This is a genomic window from Polynucleobacter sp. MWH-UH35A, from assembly GCF_018687075.1.
Lineage (GTDB): Bacteria > Pseudomonadota > Gammaproteobacteria > Burkholderiales > Burkholderiaceae > Polynucleobacter.
This window is the reverse complement of the sequence record NZ_CP061285.1, coordinates 90180-107651: the sequence shown is the minus strand read 5'-3', so window position 1 is coordinate 107651 and position 17472 is coordinate 90180. Positions and strand designations below refer to the sequence as shown.

Annotated in this window: 24 protein-coding genes; 1 reads left to right on the top strand and 23 read right to left on the bottom strand. The window is 46.4% G+C overall.

All coding sequences use genetic code 11. The annotated features are described in order from the left end of the window. Window positions 1-4: 4 nt before the first annotated feature. The 10 genes from tatC to hisB all read right to left on the bottom strand — a co-directional run bounded on the left by tatC (window position 5) and on the right by hisB (window position 5699). Window positions 5-775, bottom strand: a complete 771-nt coding sequence (gene tatC, locus ICV36_RS00640; protein WP_215400636.1) for a twin-arginine translocase subunit TatC — start codon at window positions 773-775, stop codon at window positions 5-7. A gap of 11 nt (window positions 776-786) precedes the next feature. Next, window positions 787-1263 (bottom strand): Sec-independent protein translocase protein TatB, encoded by a 477-nt coding sequence (gene tatB / locus ICV36_RS00635; protein ID WP_215400635.1) that lies wholly within the window; start codon window positions 1261-1263, stop codon window positions 787-789. A 68-nt stretch (window positions 1264-1331) separates the two neighbouring features. After that, a complete protein-coding gene (gene tatA, locus ICV36_RS00630) occupies window positions 1332-1553 on the bottom strand; it encodes a Sec-independent protein translocase subunit TatA (protein ID WP_215400634.1) in 222 nt (73 codons plus the stop codon). Window positions 1554-1569: 16 nt separating this feature from the next. Then, complete coding sequence (locus ICV36_RS00625) at window positions 1570-1926, bottom strand: histidine triad nucleotide-binding protein (RefSeq protein ID WP_215400633.1); 357 nt, start codon at window positions 1924-1926, stop codon at window positions 1570-1572. A 35-nt stretch (window positions 1927-1961) separates the two neighbouring features. Continuing rightward, window positions 1962-2363, bottom strand: a complete 402-nt coding sequence (locus ICV36_RS00620; RefSeq protein ID WP_215400632.1) for a phosphoribosyl-ATP diphosphatase — start codon at window positions 2361-2363, stop codon at window positions 1962-1964. 38 nt (window positions 2364-2401) lie between these two features. Then, the gene (gene hisI, locus ICV36_RS00615; RefSeq protein ID WP_215400631.1) at window positions 2402-2815 is read right to left on the bottom strand and encodes a phosphoribosyl-AMP cyclohydrolase; all 414 of its coding nucleotides are present in this window, start codon (window positions 2813-2815) and stop codon (window positions 2402-2404) included. A 52-nt stretch (window positions 2816-2867) separates the two neighbouring features. Then, a complete protein-coding gene (gene hisF / locus ICV36_RS00610) occupies window positions 2868-3626 on the bottom strand; it encodes an imidazole glycerol phosphate synthase subunit HisF (protein WP_215400630.1) in 759 nt (252 codons plus the stop codon). Next, entirely contained in the window at window positions 3626-4387 is a 762-nt protein-coding gene (gene hisA / locus ICV36_RS00605; RefSeq protein ID WP_215400629.1) for a 1-(5-phosphoribosyl)-5-[(5-phosphoribosylamino)methylideneamino]imidazole-4-carboxamide isomerase, read from the bottom strand. The genes hisF and hisA overlap by 1 nt, the downstream gene beginning before the upstream one ends. Before the next feature lie 18 nt (window positions 4388-4405). Then, window positions 4406-5062, bottom strand: coding sequence for an imidazole glycerol phosphate synthase subunit HisH (gene hisH / locus ICV36_RS00600; RefSeq protein ID WP_215400628.1), 657 nt, complete (start codon window positions 5060-5062; stop codon window positions 4406-4408). 49 nt (window positions 5063-5111) lie between these two features. Further along, window positions 5112-5699, bottom strand: coding sequence for an imidazoleglycerol-phosphate dehydratase HisB (gene hisB / locus ICV36_RS00595; protein WP_215323729.1), 588 nt, complete (start codon window positions 5697-5699; stop codon window positions 5112-5114). 116 nt (window positions 5700-5815) lie between these two features. Here hisB and hisC point away from each other — a divergent pair, with 116 nt between their 5' ends. Then, window positions 5816-6883 carry a histidinol-phosphate transaminase gene (gene hisC / locus ICV36_RS00590; RefSeq protein ID WP_215400627.1) on the top strand — a complete coding sequence of 356 codons (1068 nt, stop codon included), beginning with the start codon at window positions 5816-5818 and terminating at the stop codon, window positions 6881-6883. Between the two features lie 38 nt (window positions 6884-6921). On the opposite strand, the gene hisD is transcribed toward hisC, so the two are convergent. The 13 genes from hisD to ICV36_RS00525 form a co-directional block, all read right to left on the bottom strand. Continuing rightward, a complete protein-coding gene (hisD, locus tag ICV36_RS00585) occupies window positions 6922-8244 on the bottom strand; it encodes a histidinol dehydrogenase (protein WP_215400626.1) in 1323 nt (440 codons plus the stop codon). A 26-nt stretch (window positions 8245-8270) separates the two neighbouring features. Further along, window positions 8271-8897 (bottom strand): ATP phosphoribosyltransferase, encoded by a 627-nt coding sequence (gene hisG, locus ICV36_RS00580; protein WP_215400625.1) that lies wholly within the window; start codon window positions 8895-8897, stop codon window positions 8271-8273. 20 nt (window positions 8898-8917) lie between these two features. Further along, window positions 8918-10192, bottom strand: a complete 1275-nt coding sequence (gene murA / locus ICV36_RS00575; RefSeq protein ID WP_215400624.1) for a UDP-N-acetylglucosamine 1-carboxyvinyltransferase — start codon at window positions 10190-10192, stop codon at window positions 8918-8920. Between the two features lie 63 nt (window positions 10193-10255). Continuing rightward, window positions 10256-10504, bottom strand: a complete 249-nt coding sequence (locus tag ICV36_RS00570; protein ID WP_215400623.1) for a BolA family protein — start codon at window positions 10502-10504, stop codon at window positions 10256-10258. 31 nt (window positions 10505-10535) lie between these two features. Then, the gene (locus ICV36_RS00565) at window positions 10536-11324 is read right to left on the bottom strand and encodes an ABC transporter permease (RefSeq protein WP_215400622.1); all 789 of its coding nucleotides are present in this window, start codon (window positions 11322-11324) and stop codon (window positions 10536-10538) included. Next, entirely contained in the window at window positions 11321-12073 is a 753-nt protein-coding gene (locus tag ICV36_RS00560; protein ID WP_215401503.1) for an ABC transporter ATP-binding protein, read from the bottom strand. Before ICV36_RS00560 ends, ICV36_RS00565 begins: the two co-directional genes overlap by 4 nt. 5 nt (window positions 12074-12078) lie before the next feature. Continuing rightward, window positions 12079-12336 carry a lipid asymmetry maintenance protein MlaB gene (locus tag ICV36_RS00555; RefSeq protein WP_215400621.1) on the bottom strand — a complete coding sequence of 86 codons (258 nt, stop codon included), beginning with the start codon at window positions 12334-12336 and terminating at the stop codon, window positions 12079-12081. Window positions 12337-12354: 18 nt separating this feature from the next. Further along, window positions 12355-12996, bottom strand: a complete 642-nt coding sequence (locus tag ICV36_RS00550; RefSeq protein WP_215400620.1) for a phospholipid-binding protein MlaC — start codon at window positions 12994-12996, stop codon at window positions 12355-12357. An 82-nt stretch (window positions 12997-13078) separates the two neighbouring features. After that, window positions 13079-13831, bottom strand: a complete 753-nt coding sequence (locus ICV36_RS00545) for a VacJ family lipoprotein (RefSeq protein ID WP_251375029.1) — start codon at window positions 13829-13831, stop codon at window positions 13079-13081. Continuing rightward, window positions 13828-14310, bottom strand: coding sequence for an outer membrane lipid asymmetry maintenance protein MlaD (mlaD, locus tag ICV36_RS00540; RefSeq protein ID WP_215400619.1), 483 nt, complete (start codon window positions 14308-14310; stop codon window positions 13828-13830). Before mlaD ends, ICV36_RS00545 begins: the two co-directional genes overlap by 4 nt. A gap of 21 nt (window positions 14311-14331) precedes the next feature. Further along, entirely contained in the window at window positions 14332-15120 is a 789-nt protein-coding gene (gene mlaE, locus ICV36_RS00535) for a lipid asymmetry maintenance ABC transporter permease subunit MlaE (protein ID WP_215400618.1), read from the bottom strand. Further along, entirely contained in the window at window positions 15117-15971 is an 855-nt protein-coding gene (locus ICV36_RS00530) for an ABC transporter ATP-binding protein (RefSeq protein WP_215400617.1), read from the bottom strand. The genes mlaE and ICV36_RS00530 overlap by 4 nt, the downstream gene beginning before the upstream one ends. Window positions 15972-15981: 10 nt before the next feature. Next, window positions 15982-17445, bottom strand: coding sequence for a glutamate synthase subunit beta (locus ICV36_RS00525; protein ID WP_215400616.1), 1464 nt, complete (start codon window positions 17443-17445; stop codon window positions 15982-15984). Window positions 17446-17472: the final 27 nt, after the last annotated feature.

Genomic DNA, 17472 nt, shown 5'->3' with positions numbered 1-17472 from the left:
CCAATTAACTGGCTGCTGATTCATCCTCAGATGGTTTGGGCACGTAAAAGCGTGAAATGAGCAGGCCCAATTCATAAAGCAAGGTCATAGGCACTGCTAGTAATAATTGTGAGAGCACATCTGGCGGCGTCACAATTGCCGAGATCACAAAAGCACCCACAATGACATAAGGACGAATTTCTTTAAGCTTAGCCAGGGGCACCATACCCATACGCACCAATACAACCACAACAACTGGCACCTCAAAGGTGATACCAAATGCCAAGAAGGTTGTCATAGCAAAACTTAAATAGTTATCGATGTCAGTCGACATCTCCGCGCCTAGGGGCGCGTTATAGCTAGCCATGAATTTAAATACTGTTGGGAAGACTAAGAAGTAAGCGAATGCCATACCAATGATGAATAAGGTATAGCTACTCACTACCAAAGGCAGAATGAGTTTTCTTTCATGCAAATATAAGCCCGGCGCAATGAAAGCCCAGAGCTGATACATCACTACCGGTAATGCAATCAGAAATGCCACAAGCATGGTGACTTTCATGGGTACAAAAAATGAGCCTGTCACATCGGTCACAATCATCTTGCCGCCAGCAGGCAGAGCCTCTAATAATGGCTGTGCGAATAAATGGAAAATATCTGGCGCCCAGTAAACAAGGCAAACAAAGACCACAATAATAGCGAGCGCCGCCTTAATTACGCGATCACGTAATTCAAATAAGTGGGAAAGAAAAGTTTCTTGTAATCCCGAGTCTTCGGTTGAATTGTTTTCAGTCATGCGAACTATATTTATTTACCAGCGCTATGGTGAAAGCGCTTCATTCTGGCTGCACCAGATTGCACGCGAGTACGAATGCCTGCAGAGCGCTTAAACCAGACTGGTCTTGCAGCACGGCGCACACCCCAGCTTTTGCGACCTTGGCGTTTCGTTTTTTGAAAAACTTCTTTCTCATCGAGCGGCGGTTTCTCAAAACTGGTTTCGAAAATATCAGCCTGATCGCTTAAATTGGCTCCCGCCTCTTGAACCGTTGAGCCAATACTATTTTCAACCTCCTTCAGGGTGGCAGCAGTTTCTTCACGAAACTTTTTAAATTCCTCGACTTCCATCTGGCGATTAACTTCAGACTTAACATCGGCCATATAGCGTTGTGCACGACCAAACAAATTACCGGCCATGCGCGCTACTTTTGGCAAGCGCTCTGGCCCCACCACTACCAATGCAACTACAGCAATCAGCGCAAGTTTTGAAACTCCGAGATCAATCATTTAACTCAGTCATGTTTAAGCTGCATCAGCTTCTATTGCGCTTCAGTGATTTATTAATTACTTATTGTTTATTTGTTTACGTCTTTTGCCTGCACATCAACAGTTTTTTCTGCTGTAGCAGAACTTTGTTGAATTTGCTCTTTAGGCTCCTCGGATGACTTCATGCCATCTTTAAAGCCCTTGACAGCACCACCTAAGTCTTGACCGATGTTGCGCAACTTTTTGGTACCAAATACCAACATCACAATGACCAACACAATTAACCAATGCCAAATGCTAAATGAACCCATCTTTAATCTCCTTGGATTATTTTTTCCAGGGGCGGGGACCGCCCATCACATGTAAATGCAAGTGATAAACCTCCTGCCCACCATCCGCACCATTGTTCACCATTAATCTAAAGCCGCCATCCTTGCCAGGACGACAACCCTGCTCTTTGGCAAGTCGGGGTGCTAATTCCATCATTCTACCCAGCAAAGGGGCATCAGCGCTTTCTGCAGACTCCAACATGGGTATGTGTTTTTTAGGAATCATCAAAAAATGAACCGGGGCCGCTGGGTTGATATCTTTAAAAGCGTAGACTTCTTCATCCTCATAGACCTTCTGGGAAGGGATCAAACCTTGAGAAATCTTACAAAACAGGCAATTGGGGTCGTGCGACATGTTTATTCCGTAGTCATTACGCTGCTATTTATTAGCTATTCCTTACCAGCAGCTTTTCTAGCAGCCTTTTCTTCAATACCAGAAGTTCCCAAGCGGCGATCCAGCTCAGCAATCACATCTTCTGGACGTAGATTAAATTGAGATAAAGCAATTAAGCAGTGAAACCATAAATCCGCCATTTCACCAACTAACAACTTTTGCTCATCAGGAGATAAATTAGAATTTCGCACATCCTTGGCAGCCATTACAGCTTCGGTTGCTTCTTCGCCAATCTTCTTCAAAATCGCATCGTCACCCTTAGAAAAGAGCAAAGCGGTATAAGAAGTTTTGGGATCCGCTTGACCTGCCTTGAACGCATCACGACGCTGATCCACCACATCAGCCAAGTGGGCTAAGGCTGAGTCAAGATTGGAAGATTTGTTTGTTGAGCTTGTCATACGATCATTTTATGTCTTTTGTAAGCGGGGCTTCACCATTACTTTTTATTTTTGGACTCATCAACCCAAGCAGCCTTTGCAGAGTCCCACTGCAAAAAGAAACAACTATGTTCGCCTGTGTGGCAAGCAATACCATCTTTTTGATCCACTAAAAGCAAAATAGTATCGCCGTCACAATCCAAGCGGATTTCTTTTACTTTTTGAGTATGGCCAGATTCTTCACCTTTGTGCCAAAGCTTTTGTCTAGAGCGAGTCCAATAAACCGCCTCGCCTAAACGCAAGGTTTCCAGCAAAGCATCACGATTCATCCAAGCCATCATCAAAATATCTTTACTGCCCACCTCTTGGGCAATAACTGGAACCAAGCCTTGCTCATTCCAAGTGACAGCATCGAGCCACGAGCCGGCTTCTAGGGATTTAATGGGGCTGAAGGTGGTTTTGGATTCACTCATACCTAAACTTTACAGGCAATAGCGTGAACTTACTAAAAATGCCTGTGGTTACTTAAATTCGAACCGGAATACTTTGGGCAGCCATATATTCTTTTGCCTGGCCTACTGTGTATTCACCATAATGAAAGATACTTGCAGCTAATACTGCATCTGCATGGCCTTTGGTAATCCCATCAACTAAATGCTGCAAATTACCCACGCCACCAGAGGCAATCACTGGCACAGAAACAGCATCACTCACTGCGGCAGTAAGTGCCAAGTCAAAACCATCTTTACTGCCATCGCGATTCATACTGGTTAAAAGAATTTCACCAGCGCCACGTTGAGCAACCTCTTTGGCCCATTCAACCACATCCATACCGGTAGCCGTTCTGCCACCATGAGTAAATACTTCCCAATTACCAGCCTCTGTTTGTTTGGCATCAATCGCCACCACAATGCATTGGGAGCCGTAATAGGCAGCCGCATCTGAGACCAAATCCGGATTGGCAACCGCAGAAGAATTCATGCTCACTTTGTCTGCACCAGCATTGAGTAAGCGACGCACGTCAGCAACAGCGCGCACTCCACCACCAACGGTGAGGGGAATAAATACTTGTGATGCCACATCTTCAATAATGTGCAAAATCAGATCGCGCCCATCAGAGGTCGCCGTGATATCCAAAAAGGTGAGTTCGTCAGCGCCTTGTGTGTCATACCGTTTAGCAATTTCAACGGGATCGCCTGCGTCACGCAGACCAACAAAGTTCACACCCTTAACTACGCGCCCTGCTGTGACATCGAGGCAAGGAATAATTCGCTTGGTTAACACTAGATAATTTTCTTTTTATATTTGAGTGTCAACTCATCAGCGTATTTTTGGGCAGCCGCCAAATCAAGATCGCCAGCGTAAATTGAGCGGCCAGCGATAACACCCATGACACCCTCTTCTTCTGCCTTACAGAGCGCATCAATATCTTGGTTATTGGATAGGCCGCCGCTCGCAATCACAGGAATGCGAATTGCTTGCGCCAACTTGACTGTCGCGTCAATGTTCACACCTTTGAGCATGCCGTCGCGTCCAATGTCGGTATAGATAATGGCTTCAACACCCCAGTCTTCAAATTTCTTGGCAAGGTCAATCACTTCGTGACCAGTGATCTTGCTCCAGCCATCAGTCGCCACCTTACCGTCGCGGGCATCTAAACCAACCATGACATGACCTGGAAATGCTGTGCAAGCATCTTGTACAAAACCAGGATTCTTCACTGCTGCAGTTCCGATGATGACCGTGCTGATACCGTCATCCAGCAAGCGTTCAATTGTTTCCAGATCACGAATACCACCACCAAGTTGCACCGGGATCTCATCACCAACCGCTTTAAGGATCGATTTGATAGCAGATTCATTTTTGAGCTTGCCAGCAAATGCGCCATTCAGATCAACTAAATGCAAACGTCGCGCACCTTTGCTTATCCAGTGCGCCGCCATTGCACCCGGATCTTCAGAAAAAACCGTGGCTTTATCCATATCACCTTGTTCGAGTCGAACGCAGTGGCCGTCTTTGAGATCAATTGCGGGAATCAGCAGCATAGCAAAAGGTAATAAATATTAAGGTTTCCAAGAAACAAAATTCTGATAAAGCTTTAATCCGTATTCTGCACTTTTTTCTGGATGGAATTGTGTAGCAAAAATATTATCTCGCGCCACCGCAGAAGTAAACCAATCACCGTATTCGGTAGATCCAGCAACGTTATCATTGCGCTGCGGCACAACATAGTAACTGTGCACAAAGTAAAAGCTCGTCAAATCTGGGATACCAGACCAAATGGGGTGCTGTTGATCTTGACGCACCTGATTCCAGCCCATGTGTGGCACCTTATAAGCAGATCCATCGGCTTGCTTTTGGCCAGCTAAATCAAAACGACGCACTTCACCAGGAATTAAACCTAAGCATGGCGTCCATTGCTCACCAGCACGCACCTCCGCACTTTTATCAAATAGCATTTGCTCGCCAACACAAACGCCTAGGAGCGGTTTAGTTTTAGATGCCTCTAGTAAGGCCTCCAATAATCCCGACTCCTCAAGATGCCTCATGCAATCTGGCATTGCGCCTTGGCCGGGCAAAACTACGCGATCCGCAGAACGAATGTCTTCGGGCTGATGCGCAATCAGTACATTGTCATTGGGTGCAACATGATGAAATGCCTGATACACAGAACGGAGATTGCCCATTCCATAATCAACGATCGCAATGGTTTGCGCCAAAATTGAGCCTATCTTTGCTGTTATCTAACGGGCAACTAGAAGATCTAGATTAGAGGCTGCCTTTGGTTGAAGGAATAGAGCCAGATGCACGAGGATCGACTGCCAAGGCCATACGCAGAGCGCGACCAAAAGCTTTGAATACCGTTTCAATCTGGTGATGCGCATTAATACCGCGTAAGTTATCGATGTGCAAAGTCACCCCAGCATGGTTCACAAAACCACGGAAGAACTCGATGCTCAAATCCACATCAAAGTCACCCACACGAGCGCGTGTAAATGGAACATTGAATTCCAAACCAGGTCGACCAGAAAAATCAATCACAACTCGAGAGAGGGTCTCATCAAGAGGCACATAAGAGTGGCCATAGCGAGTAATGCCAGCCTTATCACCCACTGCTTTGGCAAAGGCCTGCCCAAGAGTAATGCCCACATCCTCAACGGTGTGATGGTCATCAATATGGGTATCACCGTTGGCAACCACTTTGAGGTCAATCATGCCGTGACGGGCAATTTGATCCAACATATGGTCTAGGAAAGGAACGCCAGAGGCGAGCTCAGCCTTACCGGTACCATCTAAATTGATGGAAATCTGAATTTTGGTTTCCGAAGTGTTTCGGGTAACGTCAGCTTGCCGCATGCTTCATTGCGCCGCGAGGCGAAGTGTTGATTGAAGCCTCATAATATCATTCCAAGAGAAAATATAAATATCGACATTGCCGTACTTTCATCCTGTTTTTTGACCTGAGAACCCCCATGAGCCGTTTTTGGAGCCCCGTTGTTCAAACCCTAACCCCTTACGTGCCAGGGGAGCAACCGCAAATGCAGCGGCTGGTCAAACTCAATACCAATGAAAGTCCATATGGTCCTTCACCAAAAGCTTTAGCGGCAATCGAAAGTCAAAATACCGCAGATTTACGCCTTTATCCTGACCCAGAAGGGGTGGCCCTTAAACAAGCTATCGCTAAATTGCATGGCCTAGATCCGAAACAAGTGTTTTTAGGCAACGGTTCAGATGAAGTATTGGCACACGTGTTTGCTGGATTACTCAAGCAAAGTAAGCCAGTACATTTTCCGGATATTACGTATAGCTTCTATCCCGTCTACTGCAAACTTTTTGGCATTGATTACCAAACCATTCCTCTAAATGAAAAGTTTGAAATCAACACGACTGACTACAAAGCACCGAACGGTGGAATCATTTTTCCAAACCCAAATGCCCCAACTGGCAGATCTCTTCCTCGTTCAGAAATCGAAGGCCTACTATCGCGCAACAAAGATTCAGTGTTGGTCATTGACGAAGCCTATGTAGATTACGGAACAGAATCTTGCATTCCGCTATTGCGTGGCCAGGACTGCCCAGAAAATCTTCTAGTTGTTCATACGCTCTCCAAATCTCGCGCTCTAGCTGGTCTAAGGGTTGGCTTTGCGGTTGGTCATCCAGACCTGATTGAAGGATTAGAGCGAGTAAAAAATAGCTTTAACTCCTACCCACTAGGGCGTCTTGCTCAAGCCGGAGCTATTGCGGCCATTGAAGATCAAGCACATCTGCAAGAGACCTCAGCCAAGGTAATCAAAACACGTACTAAGTTAGTTGAGCAACTCAACACTTTGGGATTTGAAACATTGCCTTCCACTGCTAACTTTATTTTTACTCGCCACCCTAAGCATGCTGGCGTGGCACTGTATCAAGCATTACGTGACCGTGGCATCATCGTGCGTCACTTTACATCTGCGCGCATAGATGAATTCTTGCGCATTACGATTGGCACAGATCAACAAAGCAACGAACTCGTCGCTGCTTTAAGAGAAATACTCAGTTAGATATTGAATTAACTAGTAAGCGTAAATTGATTGTGCGCTTACTTTTTTAGTCGCATCTCAGCTGCACGGGCGTGAGCTTGTAAGCCCTCACCATGAGCCAAAGTGCTTGCCACAGCACCTAAGGCCTGGGCACCAGCTTCACTGACTTCAATCATGCTCGAGCGCTTAATGAAGTCATACACACCTAATGGCGAAGAGAAGCGTGCAGTTCGTGCGGTGGGCAAGACATGGTTAGGTCCGGCGCAGTAATCGCCTAATGACTCACTAGTGTAGTTGCCCATAAAGATGGCGCCAGCGTGACGAATTTTCTCTACCCACTTACGCGGATCCGCAGCGCAAATCTCCAAGTGCTCAGCTGCAATTGCATTCGCAATTTCGCATGCCTCCGCCATATCGTTCACCTGAATCAATAAGGCCCGATTTGTGAGTGATGCTTCAATCACTTTCGCTCGTGGCATTTTTGGCAGGAGCTTATTGATACTTGCTTGCACTTGCTCAATGTATGCAGCATCCGGACACAGCAAGATTGATTGTGCTTGCTCATCATGTTCCGCCTGTGAGAACAAATCCATAGCAACCCAATCAGGGTTAGTAGATCCATCACAGAGAACCAAGATTTCTGAAGGGCCAGCAATCATATCGATACCTACCGTACCAAATACTCGGCGCTTTGCTGCAGCTACATAGGCATTACCAGGGCCAACAATTTTATCGACTGATGGAATAGTTTTCGTGCCGTAAGCTAGAGCGCCAACAGCTTGAGCACCGCCGATCGTAAAGACACGATCAACGCCAGATAGATAGGCTGCGGCCAGAACTAAAGGGTTACGAGCACCATCAGGGGTTGGCACCACCATCATGACTTCAGCAACACCTGCTACTTTTGCAGGAATGGCATTCATCAACACTGAGGATGGATAAGCGGCTTTACCGCCTGGCACATAAATACCAACACGATCTAATGGAGTTACTTTTTGACCCAGGCGCGTGCCATCTTTCTCTTCATATTCCCAAGAATGGCAACCTGCTTCAATCTTTTGCTGCTCGTGATATGCGCGAACTCTTTGCGCGGCAATATCCAGCGCACTTTTTTGTTCAGTAGATAAAGAGAGGTATGCCTGCTCTAAATCTTTGCGAGGAATCTCTAATTCGGAAACGCTTACAACATTCAAACGATCGAATTGTTTTGTAAAACCCAGAACCGCTTCGTCACCCTTATCTTTGACGGCCGCCAAAATCTTGACTACCGCAGCATCGATGGCTTCGTCATCGGCTGTAGGCAAGGAAAGGCTAGATAGCAGAATGTCTCTGAACCCCGCATCCTTGCTATTGAGGCGCTTAACGTTGATATTTGCAGACATGGATAAAACCTCTGGTTGGCTACTGATTACTTCAGCAACTCAAAGATAGGCTGTAGCTGCGCACGCTTGCGTTTGTACGAAGCTTGGTTGACTACAAGGCGAGCACTGATATCAGCGATTGGCTCAACTTCAACCAGCCCATTGGCTTTTAATGTGTTACCTGTAGAAACTAAATCGACGATGGCATCCGCCAGACCGACTAGAGGCGCGAGCTCCATCGAACCATACAACTGAATCGTATCGATATGCACGCCTTTATTAGCAAAGTGTTCACGTGCGCAATTGACATACTTAGTAGCCACTTTTAAGCGCGATCCTTGTTTTACAGCAGCGGCGTAATCAAAGCCTTCACGCACAGCCACAGACATGCGGCACTTAGCAATATCTAAGTCATAAGGCACATAAAGTCCGTCGGCGCCTTTTTCCATCAATACGTCTAGGCCAGCAACGCCAAAATCAGCGCCGCCAAATTGAACATAGGTAGGCACATCGGAGGCACGAACAATGATTAGGCGAACATCTGGCTTGGAGGTCTCAATGATGAGTTTGCGTGACTTCTCAGGATCTTCCAGCGGCACAATACCGACCTTAGATAAGATCTCTGCAGTTTCTTCGAAGATGCGCCCTTTGGAGAGCGCTAAAGTCAATTTCATGGACTAATTATCCATCAGCCTTACTTTATACGCTCAATATTGGCGCCCAAGAGGGTTAACTTATGCTCCATGCGGTCATACCCACGATCTAAATGGTAAATCCGATCTACCTGTGTTTCGCCTTGGGCTGCCAATCCAGCAATCACTAGGCTAGCTGAGGCACGTAGATCGGTAGCCATCACAATTGCGCCCGAGAGTTTTTCCACCCCCTGGGCGATCGCAGTATTACCTTCGATAGCAATATCCGCACCCAATCGATTTAGCTCTTGGACATGCATAAAACGATTCTCAAAAATTGTTTCGGTAATGGTTGAGTTACCTGAAGCTATGGAGTTGACCGTCATCAGCTGGGCCTGCATATCCGTTGGAAAGGCTGGGTACTCAGAAGTACGGAAACTGACCGCTTTAGGACGCCCTTGCATCGAAGCCTTAATCCAATCGGAACCAATTTCCATCTGCAGACCAGCTTCCTTTAGTTTCACAATCACCGCATCCAAAGTATCAGGACGGCAATGCTTCACTGTGATCTCACCACCGGTGGCGGCAACCGCACACAAGAATGTGCCCGCCTCAATACGATCAGGAATCACTGAATGCTCTGCACCATGCAGTTTTTCAACACCTTCAATAACTAAGCGATCGCTGCCTATGCCCGAAATCTTCGCGCCCATCTTGACTAGTAGTTCAGCTAAGTCACCAACCTCAGGCTCGCGTGCGGCATTTTCTAGAACAGTAGTGCCGGACGCCAAAGTGGCAGCCATCAACAAATTCTCGGTGCCGGTCACAGTAATCATGTCGGTCAAAATTGATGCGCCCTTTAATCGATCTGATTGAGGCTTGGTTTCCGCTTGAATATAGCCGCCCTTGATCTTGATGCTTGCACCCATCGCCTTAAGGCCCTTAATATGCTGATCTACTGGACGGGCACCAATGGCGCAGCCACCAGGCAATGACACTTTGGCGCTATGCATTCTGGCTAAGAGTGGGCCAAGAACCAAAATAGAGGCACGCATGGTCTTCACCATTTCATATGTCGCTTCAGAGCTTTTAATCACTGCTGCGCTCAAGACCATATGACTGCGGTCACCAGCATTTGGAAAATCTACCGTGACACCAATCTCTTGCAAAAGCTTGAGCATGGTACGCACATCCTGCAAGTCAGGGACATTGCGCAACACGACTGGTTGATCGGTCAATAGACAAGCACACAGAATGGGTAAGGCAGCGTTCTTAGCGCCGGCAATCACTACCTCACCCTTGAGGGGTGTTCCGCCAACCATTCGTAATTTATCCATGAAACGATTCCAGTAAAAACTTTGTTATTGATGCTCGATGTTTGATGCGCAATGAGGTAATTTTTATGCTGTTGAGTTTTGCGCAAACTCTTCAGGTGTAAATGCTTTGATGGATAGGGCATGCACCTCTGCTTTCATGCGATCGCCCATTGCGCCGTATACCAGTTGATGACGTTGCACTAAACGCTTGCCTTCAAATTCAGGACTCACAATGGTTGCAAAAAAGTGTTGGCCGTCACCCTCAACTTGTATATGAGTGCACTGAATGCCTTGCTTGATATAGCCTTCAATCTGTTCTGGGGTGGGTAGCATTTCTTCTCCAAATAAAACTGGGTGTAAATAATTAATAACGGAGCTTATAGCCCTTTTGCAGCAGGCGTAAAGCAATCACTGACACCACTACAAAGAAACAGAACACAATCACCAAGCTACTCCAAGGCGAGTTGTCCGAAACCCCAAAGAAACCGTAACGGAAGCCATCAATCATGTAAAAGAAAGGGTTGAAGTGCGATACCACTTGCCACGCCGGCGGCAAAGAGTGAATGGAATAGAAGACGCCCGATAACATCGTCGCAGGCATGATGATGAAGTTCTGAAAGGCGGCTAACTGGTCATACTTATCAGCCCAAATGCCCGCTATTAAGCCAAGACTTCCCAAGATTGCCGCACCCAAGAAGGCAAACACCAAAATCCACAACGGATATTCCAGGGTAGGCATAGCGAACCAGATAGTGATCAGTAGAACACCTAAGCCAACAACAATTCCGCGAAATACTGCTGCCAAGATGTAAGCAGCGTAGAACTCAAGGTGACTTAAGGGGGCCAATAAAACGAACACCAGATTGCCTGTAACCTTTGACTGAATTAAAGAAGATGACGTATTTGCAAATGCATTTTGCAAAACACTCATCATCACAAGACCTGGAATTAAAAAGGCGGTATAACTCAAGCGGCCATATACTTCCCTGCCTTCAAGCACATGCCCGAAGATCATGAGATACAGTACGGCGGTAAGCACTGGCGCTGCCACAGTCTGAAAGGCCACTTTATAAAAGCGCTTTATTTCTTTGAACAACAAAGTCGGAAAGCCACTGCCGTATTCCAAAGCCGGTCTATTTATGTCATGCTTCATAAAGCGCCCCCGGACATAATATTGACAAAGACTTCTTCTAGATCGGTTTTACCTTCACCATCTTTTTTAATGGAACCATATCGACTGAGCAGATTAGCGGTGGTATCAAGCGCCACAATTTTGCCCTGCTTGAGCATGGCAATGCGCTGACATAAAGCTTCAGCCTCTTCCAAGTAATGCGTAGTTAAAACAATCGTGTGACCATCTTGATTGAGTCTGCTAATAAATTGCCATAAGGATTGGCGTAACTCAACGTCGACTCCAGCAGTAGGCTCATCCAAAATAATGACTGGGGGTCTGTGCACTAGAGCCTGTGCGACAAGCACTCGACGCTTCATGCCGCCAGATAAAGAGCGCATATTACTATCCGCTTTAGAGCTGAGATCAAGATTGGCCATGATCTCATCTATCCACGCATCGTTATTGCGTATGCCAAAGTATCCCGACTGAAAACGCAATGTTTCACGTACAGTAAAAAAGGGGTCGAAGACTAACTCTTGGGGAACCACACCGAGCATGCGGCGCGCCTCCCGAAAGCCCTTCTGAACATCAGCGCCCATAATGGCTGCGTGGCCATGACTTGGTCTAACCAGACCAGCCAAAATAGAAATCAAAGTTGTCTTACCTGCGCCATTAGGGCCCAGTAAACCAAAAAATTCTCCGGGCTCAATAGCCAAAGACACGTCATCCAGAGCCTGAAGGGCTCCGTACTGCTTAGAAATATTTTGGATAGATATTGCAGAATGCATCGCCATTACAAACCTAGCAATGGAGCAACGCCATAAACACCAGCCAAGACCTTTAGCTTCTCGGGTGCGTGCTCGATTTTAATCATCTTGCCTTCAGCAGCGAGCTTTTTTTGCCAGGCCAATAGAACTGTCAACACGGTGGAATCAAAATCCACGAGCACTGAACAATCAATCGACTGCAGATTAGGGCTATTCAACAGGCCTTCTTTCTGCAACTGCAAGGCATTTTCTTGCGTTACTTTTTTGGGCAAAAGAAAAGGCATGATCTCTGTGCTTAACAATTAATTAGCAGGTTTTGCGCTAGCCAATTGTTTATTACGGTCCTGCAAGAATTTCACAAGACCCTCAATACCGTTTTGACTGATTTGATTGGAAAATTGATTGCGATAGGCCTCTACCAACCAAACACCCATGATGTTCATGTCGTACACCTTCCAACCATTTGCTGTTTTCTCAAGGCGATAGTCCAAAGGTACGGGATCACCACGACCAAGCACCACCGTCTTCACAACTACCTCTTTATCGTCCGGAGCGGCACGCAAAGCTTTAAATTGCACTGTCTGATCGCGCAATTGACTCAAAGCGCCAGAGTAGGTGCGAATGAGCAGATTCTTAAATTCAGAAGTTAATTGAGCCTGTTGTTCTGGCGTTGCCTTTTTCCAATTAGGACCCATTGCCATTTCTGTAGTGCGACGCATATCGGTGTATGGAACAATTTTCTTTTCAACCAAATCCACAATCTTCGGAATATTGCCCTTTTGAATATCTGGATCAGCCTTAACGGTTGCCATCACCTCGGTTACAACCATCTTAATTAAAGCGTCTGGTGGGGTTGCTTGATCAGGTGTTTGAGCAAAAACAGCGCTAGATACAAGCATTAGGCCTGCAAACAGGAGGTTGTAGACTTTTTTAAATGTTTTCATATTTCCTGTAGATGATCTTTGACTATGTTGAGACCCATTTTAGCCACTTCAAAAAACTTGCTGGCCGCTTGTTTCTTTTGACTTATTGATAGGGATTCTCGTAAACCGGCATGAGGGGCTCTTCATCATCTCGCCCCTCGTTAATTTGATACGCTCGCCTTTGAATATAGGCATCCCGCATAAAGCTGTATTTATCAATTGCAGCGCCATCCAATAAGTCACCCGCCTCATAGTAAGTATTACGCGCATTCACTACACGCAAGCCTGTCAAACTATTACGCAAGGCCACATCTGGCAAGAGTCTAAATAGATAATCCGACTCTAAATCGGCAACCGTTCCAAAAGTATCTCGCACATTGCTTGGACCAAAGAAAGGGAGAACCACATAAGGGCCCGAGGGCACACCCCAAACACCTAAAGTTTGACCCCAGTCCTCTTTATGTTTTTCAAGACCGCCTGGGGTTGCCAAATCGATAAGGCCGCCTAATCCCATCGTTGTATTCACCACCACTCGCATAAAGTCATTAAAGGCAAAATCTGGCTTGCCCTGCAACAAGTTAAAAAGTGCGGTGTAAATATCGTTGTAGTTACTAAAGAAGTTGTAAATTCCGTCGCGCACAAATTCCGGGAGCACAAAGCGATAACCCGCTACCACCGGCTTCAAAAGATAAGCATCTAAGCCTTCGTTAAATTCAAATACCGAACGATTGAATGGCTCCCAAGGATCTTGGGGGGAACGCTCTGCACCAGCAGGAATGGATGCGCACCCAATCATAGCTGTAATCAAGCCAAGCAAAATTGCCGCCTTGATTTTGCGCAACACCAACTGCTTCACTTTGCTGCGCCTTTTTCTTGGCCGCTATCTGCTGCTTTGTTATAGAGAAATTGACTAATCAGGTTTTCTAAAACAATCGCAGATTGGGTTTGAGAAATCTTCTCTCCGTTAGCCAACATGTCGTCGGAACCACCTGCTTCTAGGCCGATGTACTGCTCGCCTAACAAACCCGATGTCAAAATCTTTGCGGAGGAATCTTTTGGAAACTTAAAAGAATCTTCAATCGTCATCACTACTGTTGCCTGATAAGTCTTGTCATCGAAAGAAATGTTGGCAATTCTGCCAACCACTACGCCAGCGCTTTTCACTGGCGCACGCGGTTTTAAGCCGCCGATATTGTCAAAGCGTGCAGAAATTTTGTATGTTGGAGCGAATGACACAGCATTCATATTCCCAACCTTCAGCGCAAGAAATAACGCTGCCAGCAAACCAATGGCAACAAAGATTCCTACCCAGATGTCAATTGCACTTTTTCTCATAAGAGCCTCAGTTTATTCTTTCTAATTTGAGAACATCATCGCGGTCAGCAAGAAATCCAATGCTAAGACCGATAAAGAAGAGATCACCACCGTACGGGTGGTTGCCTGCGAAACGCCTTCGGGAGTCGGCTTTGATTCATAACCCTGATAAAGGGCAATAAATGTCACCGCTACACCAAACACCATGCTTTTTATTAAGCCATTGCCAATGTCAGAGAACAGATCAACTCCGCCCTGCATTTGGGACCAAAAAGCCCCTGAATCCACCCCAATAAGAGGGACGCCCACAAGATAGCCGCCTAAAACACCGACTGCTGTAAAGATCGTTGCCAGAATTGGCATGGAAATAATGCCTGCCCAGAGTCGTGGTGCAATCACACGCCCCAAAGGATCAACTGCCATCATCTCCATAGCAGTCAATTGCTCCCCAGCCTTCATCAATCCGATCTCAGCAGTTAAAGATGTGCCTGCTCTACCCGCAAACAATAAAGCAGTAATTACTGGACCCAACTCGCGGGTTAATGAGAGAGCAACCAACAAGCCGAGCGCCTGTTCTGAACCATAACGATTTAAGGTGTAATAGCCCTGCAAACCTAAAACAAAGCCCACAAACAAACCGGAAACTGCAATGATGACAAAAGAGTGATTACCAACAAACAGAATCTGATCAATCACCAAACGGGGTCTTTTGAGTAGAAATCCTGAACGCACAACCACTGCCACAAACATGCGTGCAGCCAAACCAAGACTGCTTAAATTACGGCGCACAAAAAATCCAAGGTCGCCAAATAAATTTAGGAGTGCATTCATGGTGCCCTCACTCCAAAATCTTCTTCTAGACTTGTTCCTGGATAATGGAATGGCACCGGCCCATCAGGTGCCGCATCTAAAAACTGTCTGACAAACGGATCAGTGGAGCGACTTAACTCTTCAGGAGTTCCTTCGGCACCAATGCGACCATTCGCAATGAAATAAACATAATCAGCGATGGCAAAAGTCTCTTCAACATCGTGCGTAACCAATAAACTCGTGGCTCCCAGGGCATTATTCAGATCACGAATCAAGCGTGCAGTAATACCAAGCGAAATAGGGTCCAGACCAGCAAATGGCTCGTCATACATGATCAGCGGGGGATCCAAAGCAATCGCTCTTGCAAGCGCAACACGCCTTGCCATGCCGCCTGAAATTTGCGATGGCATTAAATCACGCGCGCCGCGCAAACCTACTGCATTGAGTTTCATCAACACCAATGAACGCAATAGTTCTTCACTGAGATCGGTATGTTCCCGCAATGGAAAAGCTACGTTTTCAAAAACGCTTAGATCGGTAAACAAGGCGCCGAATTGAAACAACATACCCATACGTCGACGAGCAGCCATTAACTCAGCACTATTCATCTTGCCGACATCTTGGCCCTCAAACAGAACTTGACCAGATTGAGCGTTATATTGTCCGCCTATGAGGCGAAGAATGGTGGTCTTGCCGCAGCCCGAACCACCCATTACCGCAACTACTTGGCCACGTCGAAACTCCATATTGAGTCCGGACAAAATCTGCCGCTCTCCAGGAGCATATGAAAAGTTGACGTCTTTAATTGAGACGACAACTTCTCCTGCAGCTTGCTTGCTTACATCCAAGGAGTTTGGCTGACCACTGTTCATATCCTCGACATTATCGAGGTAAAACAGAAGACCCCATTAAATACTCGTCTACTGAACGGGCACATTGACGGCCTTCACGAATCGCCCAAACTACCAAGGACTGTCCGCGTCGCATATCTCCAGCTGCAAATACCTTTGGAACATTCGTTTGATAGGCATTTTGACCATCTACAGTCGCTTTAGCATTGCCGCGCGCATCTTTTTCAACGCCAAAGGCATTGAGCACCTGCTGAACTGGGGATACAAAGCCCATTGCCAAAAGCACTAAATCTGCCTTGATCTCAAATTCAGAGTTTGGCACTTCTGACATCTTGCCGTCTTTCCACTCCAAACGAACACCGATCAACTTCTCAACTTTGCCGTTTTTACCTTCAAAACGCTTAGTTCCTACTGACCAGTCGCGATCACAACCTTCTTCATGAGAAGAAGAAGTGCGCAACTTTGTTGGCCAATAGGGCCATACCAAAGGCTTATTCTCTACTTCTGGAGGTTGTGGGAGCAATTCAAACTGAGTGATCTTGGTAGCGCCATGACGGTTTGAAGTGCCTACACAGTCAGAGCCTGTATCGCCACCACCGATAACAACTACATGCTTATCGGTTGCACGAATTTCATTTTTAAAATCACCAGCATTTTCTTTATTTTGTGGGATCAGGAATTCCAATGCAAAGTGCACTCCAGCTAACTCACGACCCGGGACTGGCAAATCACGGGGCTGCTCTGCGCCACCAGTAATGACCACTGCATCAAAGTCTTTCATCAACTGTTCTGGTGAAACTGTCTTGTTGGAGTAATTTTTTACTTCAGCACCAATCGCCTCTTTACCAACAAACACGCCCGTTTCAAATTTCACGCCTTCAGCCTGCATCTGCTCAACGCGACGATCAATCAACCACTTTTCCATTTTGAAATCAGGAATTCCATAACGGAGCAAGCCACCAATGCGGTCATTCTTCTCAAACACAGTTACATCATGGCCAACACGCGCCAATTGCTGTGCAGCAGCCATACCTGCAGGTCCACCACCAACAATCGCCACTTTCTTGCCGGTCTTAGTTTTAGATGGCTGGGGCTTAACCCAACCACTTTCCCAACCCTTATCAATAATGGCATGCTCAATGGACTTGATACCAACCGCAGTGCTATTAATTCCCAAAGTGCACGCAGCTTCACATGGAGCCGGACAAATACGGCCAGTAAATTCTGGGAAGTTGTTGGTGGATTGCAAAACATCTAATGCATTCTTCCAATCACTATGGAATACCAAATCATTGAAATCAGGAATGATGTTGTTTACTGGGCAGCCATTGTTACAGAACGGGATACCGCAGTCCATACAACGTGCGCCCTGAACTTTAGCCTCTTCGTCAGTTAAAGCAGCAACGAATTCTTTGTAGTGATGGAGACGTTTAACCGGCGCTTCGTATGTTTCATCGACGCGCTCAAACTCCATAAATCCAGTGACCTTACCCATATCGAATCCTTAGTATCTTTTCTTAAT

Bases quoted from the DNA above. Each gene is read 5' to 3' on its own strand.
- tatC (WP_215400636.1), bottom strand. From the start codon at position 775: ATGACTGAAAACAATTCAACCGAAGACTCGGGATTACAAGAAACTTTT.
- tatB (WP_215400635.1), bottom strand. From the start codon at position 1,263: ATGATTGATCTCGGAGTTTCAAAACTTGCGCTGATTGCTGTAGTTGCA.
- tatA (WP_215400634.1), bottom strand. From the start codon at position 1,553: ATGGGTTCATTTAGCATTTGGCATTGGTTAATTGTGTTGGTCATTGTG.
- ICV36_RS00625 (WP_215400633.1), bottom strand. From the start codon at position 1,926: ATGTCGCACGACCCCAATTGCCTGTTTTGTAAGATTTCTCAAGGTTTG.
- ICV36_RS00620 (WP_215400632.1), bottom strand. From the start codon at position 2,363: ATGACAAGCTCAACAAACAAATCTTCCAATCTTGACTCAGCCTTAGCC.
- hisI (WP_215400631.1), bottom strand. From the start codon at position 2,815: ATGAGTGAATCCAAAACCACCTTCAGCCCCATTAAATCCCTAGAAGCC.
- hisA (WP_215400629.1), bottom strand. From the start codon at position 4,387: ATGCTGCTGATTCCCGCAATTGATCTCAAAGACGGCCACTGCGTTCGA.
- hisB (WP_215323729.1), bottom strand. From the start codon at position 5,699: ATGCGGCAAGCTGACGTTACCCGAAACACTTCGGAAACCAAAATTCAG.
- hisC (WP_215400627.1), top strand. From the start codon at position 5,816: ATGAGCCGTTTTTGGAGCCCCGTTGTTCAAACCCTAACCCCTTACGTG.
- hisD (WP_215400626.1), bottom strand. From the start codon at position 8,244: ATGTCTGCAAATATCAACGTTAAGCGCCTCAATAGCAAGGATGCGGGG.
- hisG (WP_215400625.1), bottom strand. From the start codon at position 8,897: ATGAAATTGACTTTAGCGCTCTCCAAAGGGCGCATCTTCGAAGAAACT.
- murA (WP_215400624.1), bottom strand. From the start codon at position 10,192: ATGGATAAATTACGAATGGTTGGCGGAACACCCCTCAAGGGTGAGGTA.
- ICV36_RS00570 (WP_215400623.1), bottom strand. From the start codon at position 10,504: ATGCTACCCACCCCAGAACAGATTGAAGGCTATATCAAGCAAGGCATT.
- ICV36_RS00565 (WP_215400622.1), bottom strand. From the start codon at position 11,324: ATGAAGCATGACATAAATAGACCGGCTTTGGAATACGGCAGTGGCTTT.
- ICV36_RS00560 (WP_215401503.1), bottom strand. From the start codon at position 12,073: ATGCATTCTGCAATATCTATCCAAAATATTTCTAAGCAGTACGGAGCC.
- ICV36_RS00555 (WP_215400621.1), bottom strand. From the start codon at position 12,336: ATGCCTTTTCTTTTGCCCAAAAAAGTAACGCAAGAAAATGCCTTGCAG.
- ICV36_RS00550 (WP_215400620.1), bottom strand. From the start codon at position 12,996: ATGAAAACATTTAAAAAAGTCTACAACCTCCTGTTTGCAGGCCTAATG.
- mlaD (WP_215400619.1), bottom strand. From the start codon at position 14,310: ATGAGAAAAAGTGCAATTGACATCTGGGTAGGAATCTTTGTTGCCATT.
- mlaE (WP_215400618.1), bottom strand. From the start codon at position 15,120: ATGAATGCACTCCTAAATTTATTTGGCGACCTTGGATTTTTTGTGCGC.
- ICV36_RS00530 (WP_215400617.1), bottom strand. From the start codon at position 15,971: ATGAACAGTGGTCAGCCAAACTCCTTGGATGTAAGCAAGCAAGCTGCA.
- ICV36_RS00525 (WP_215400616.1), bottom strand. From the start codon at position 17,445: ATGGGTAAGGTCACTGGATTTATGGAGTTTGAGCGCGTCGATGAAACA.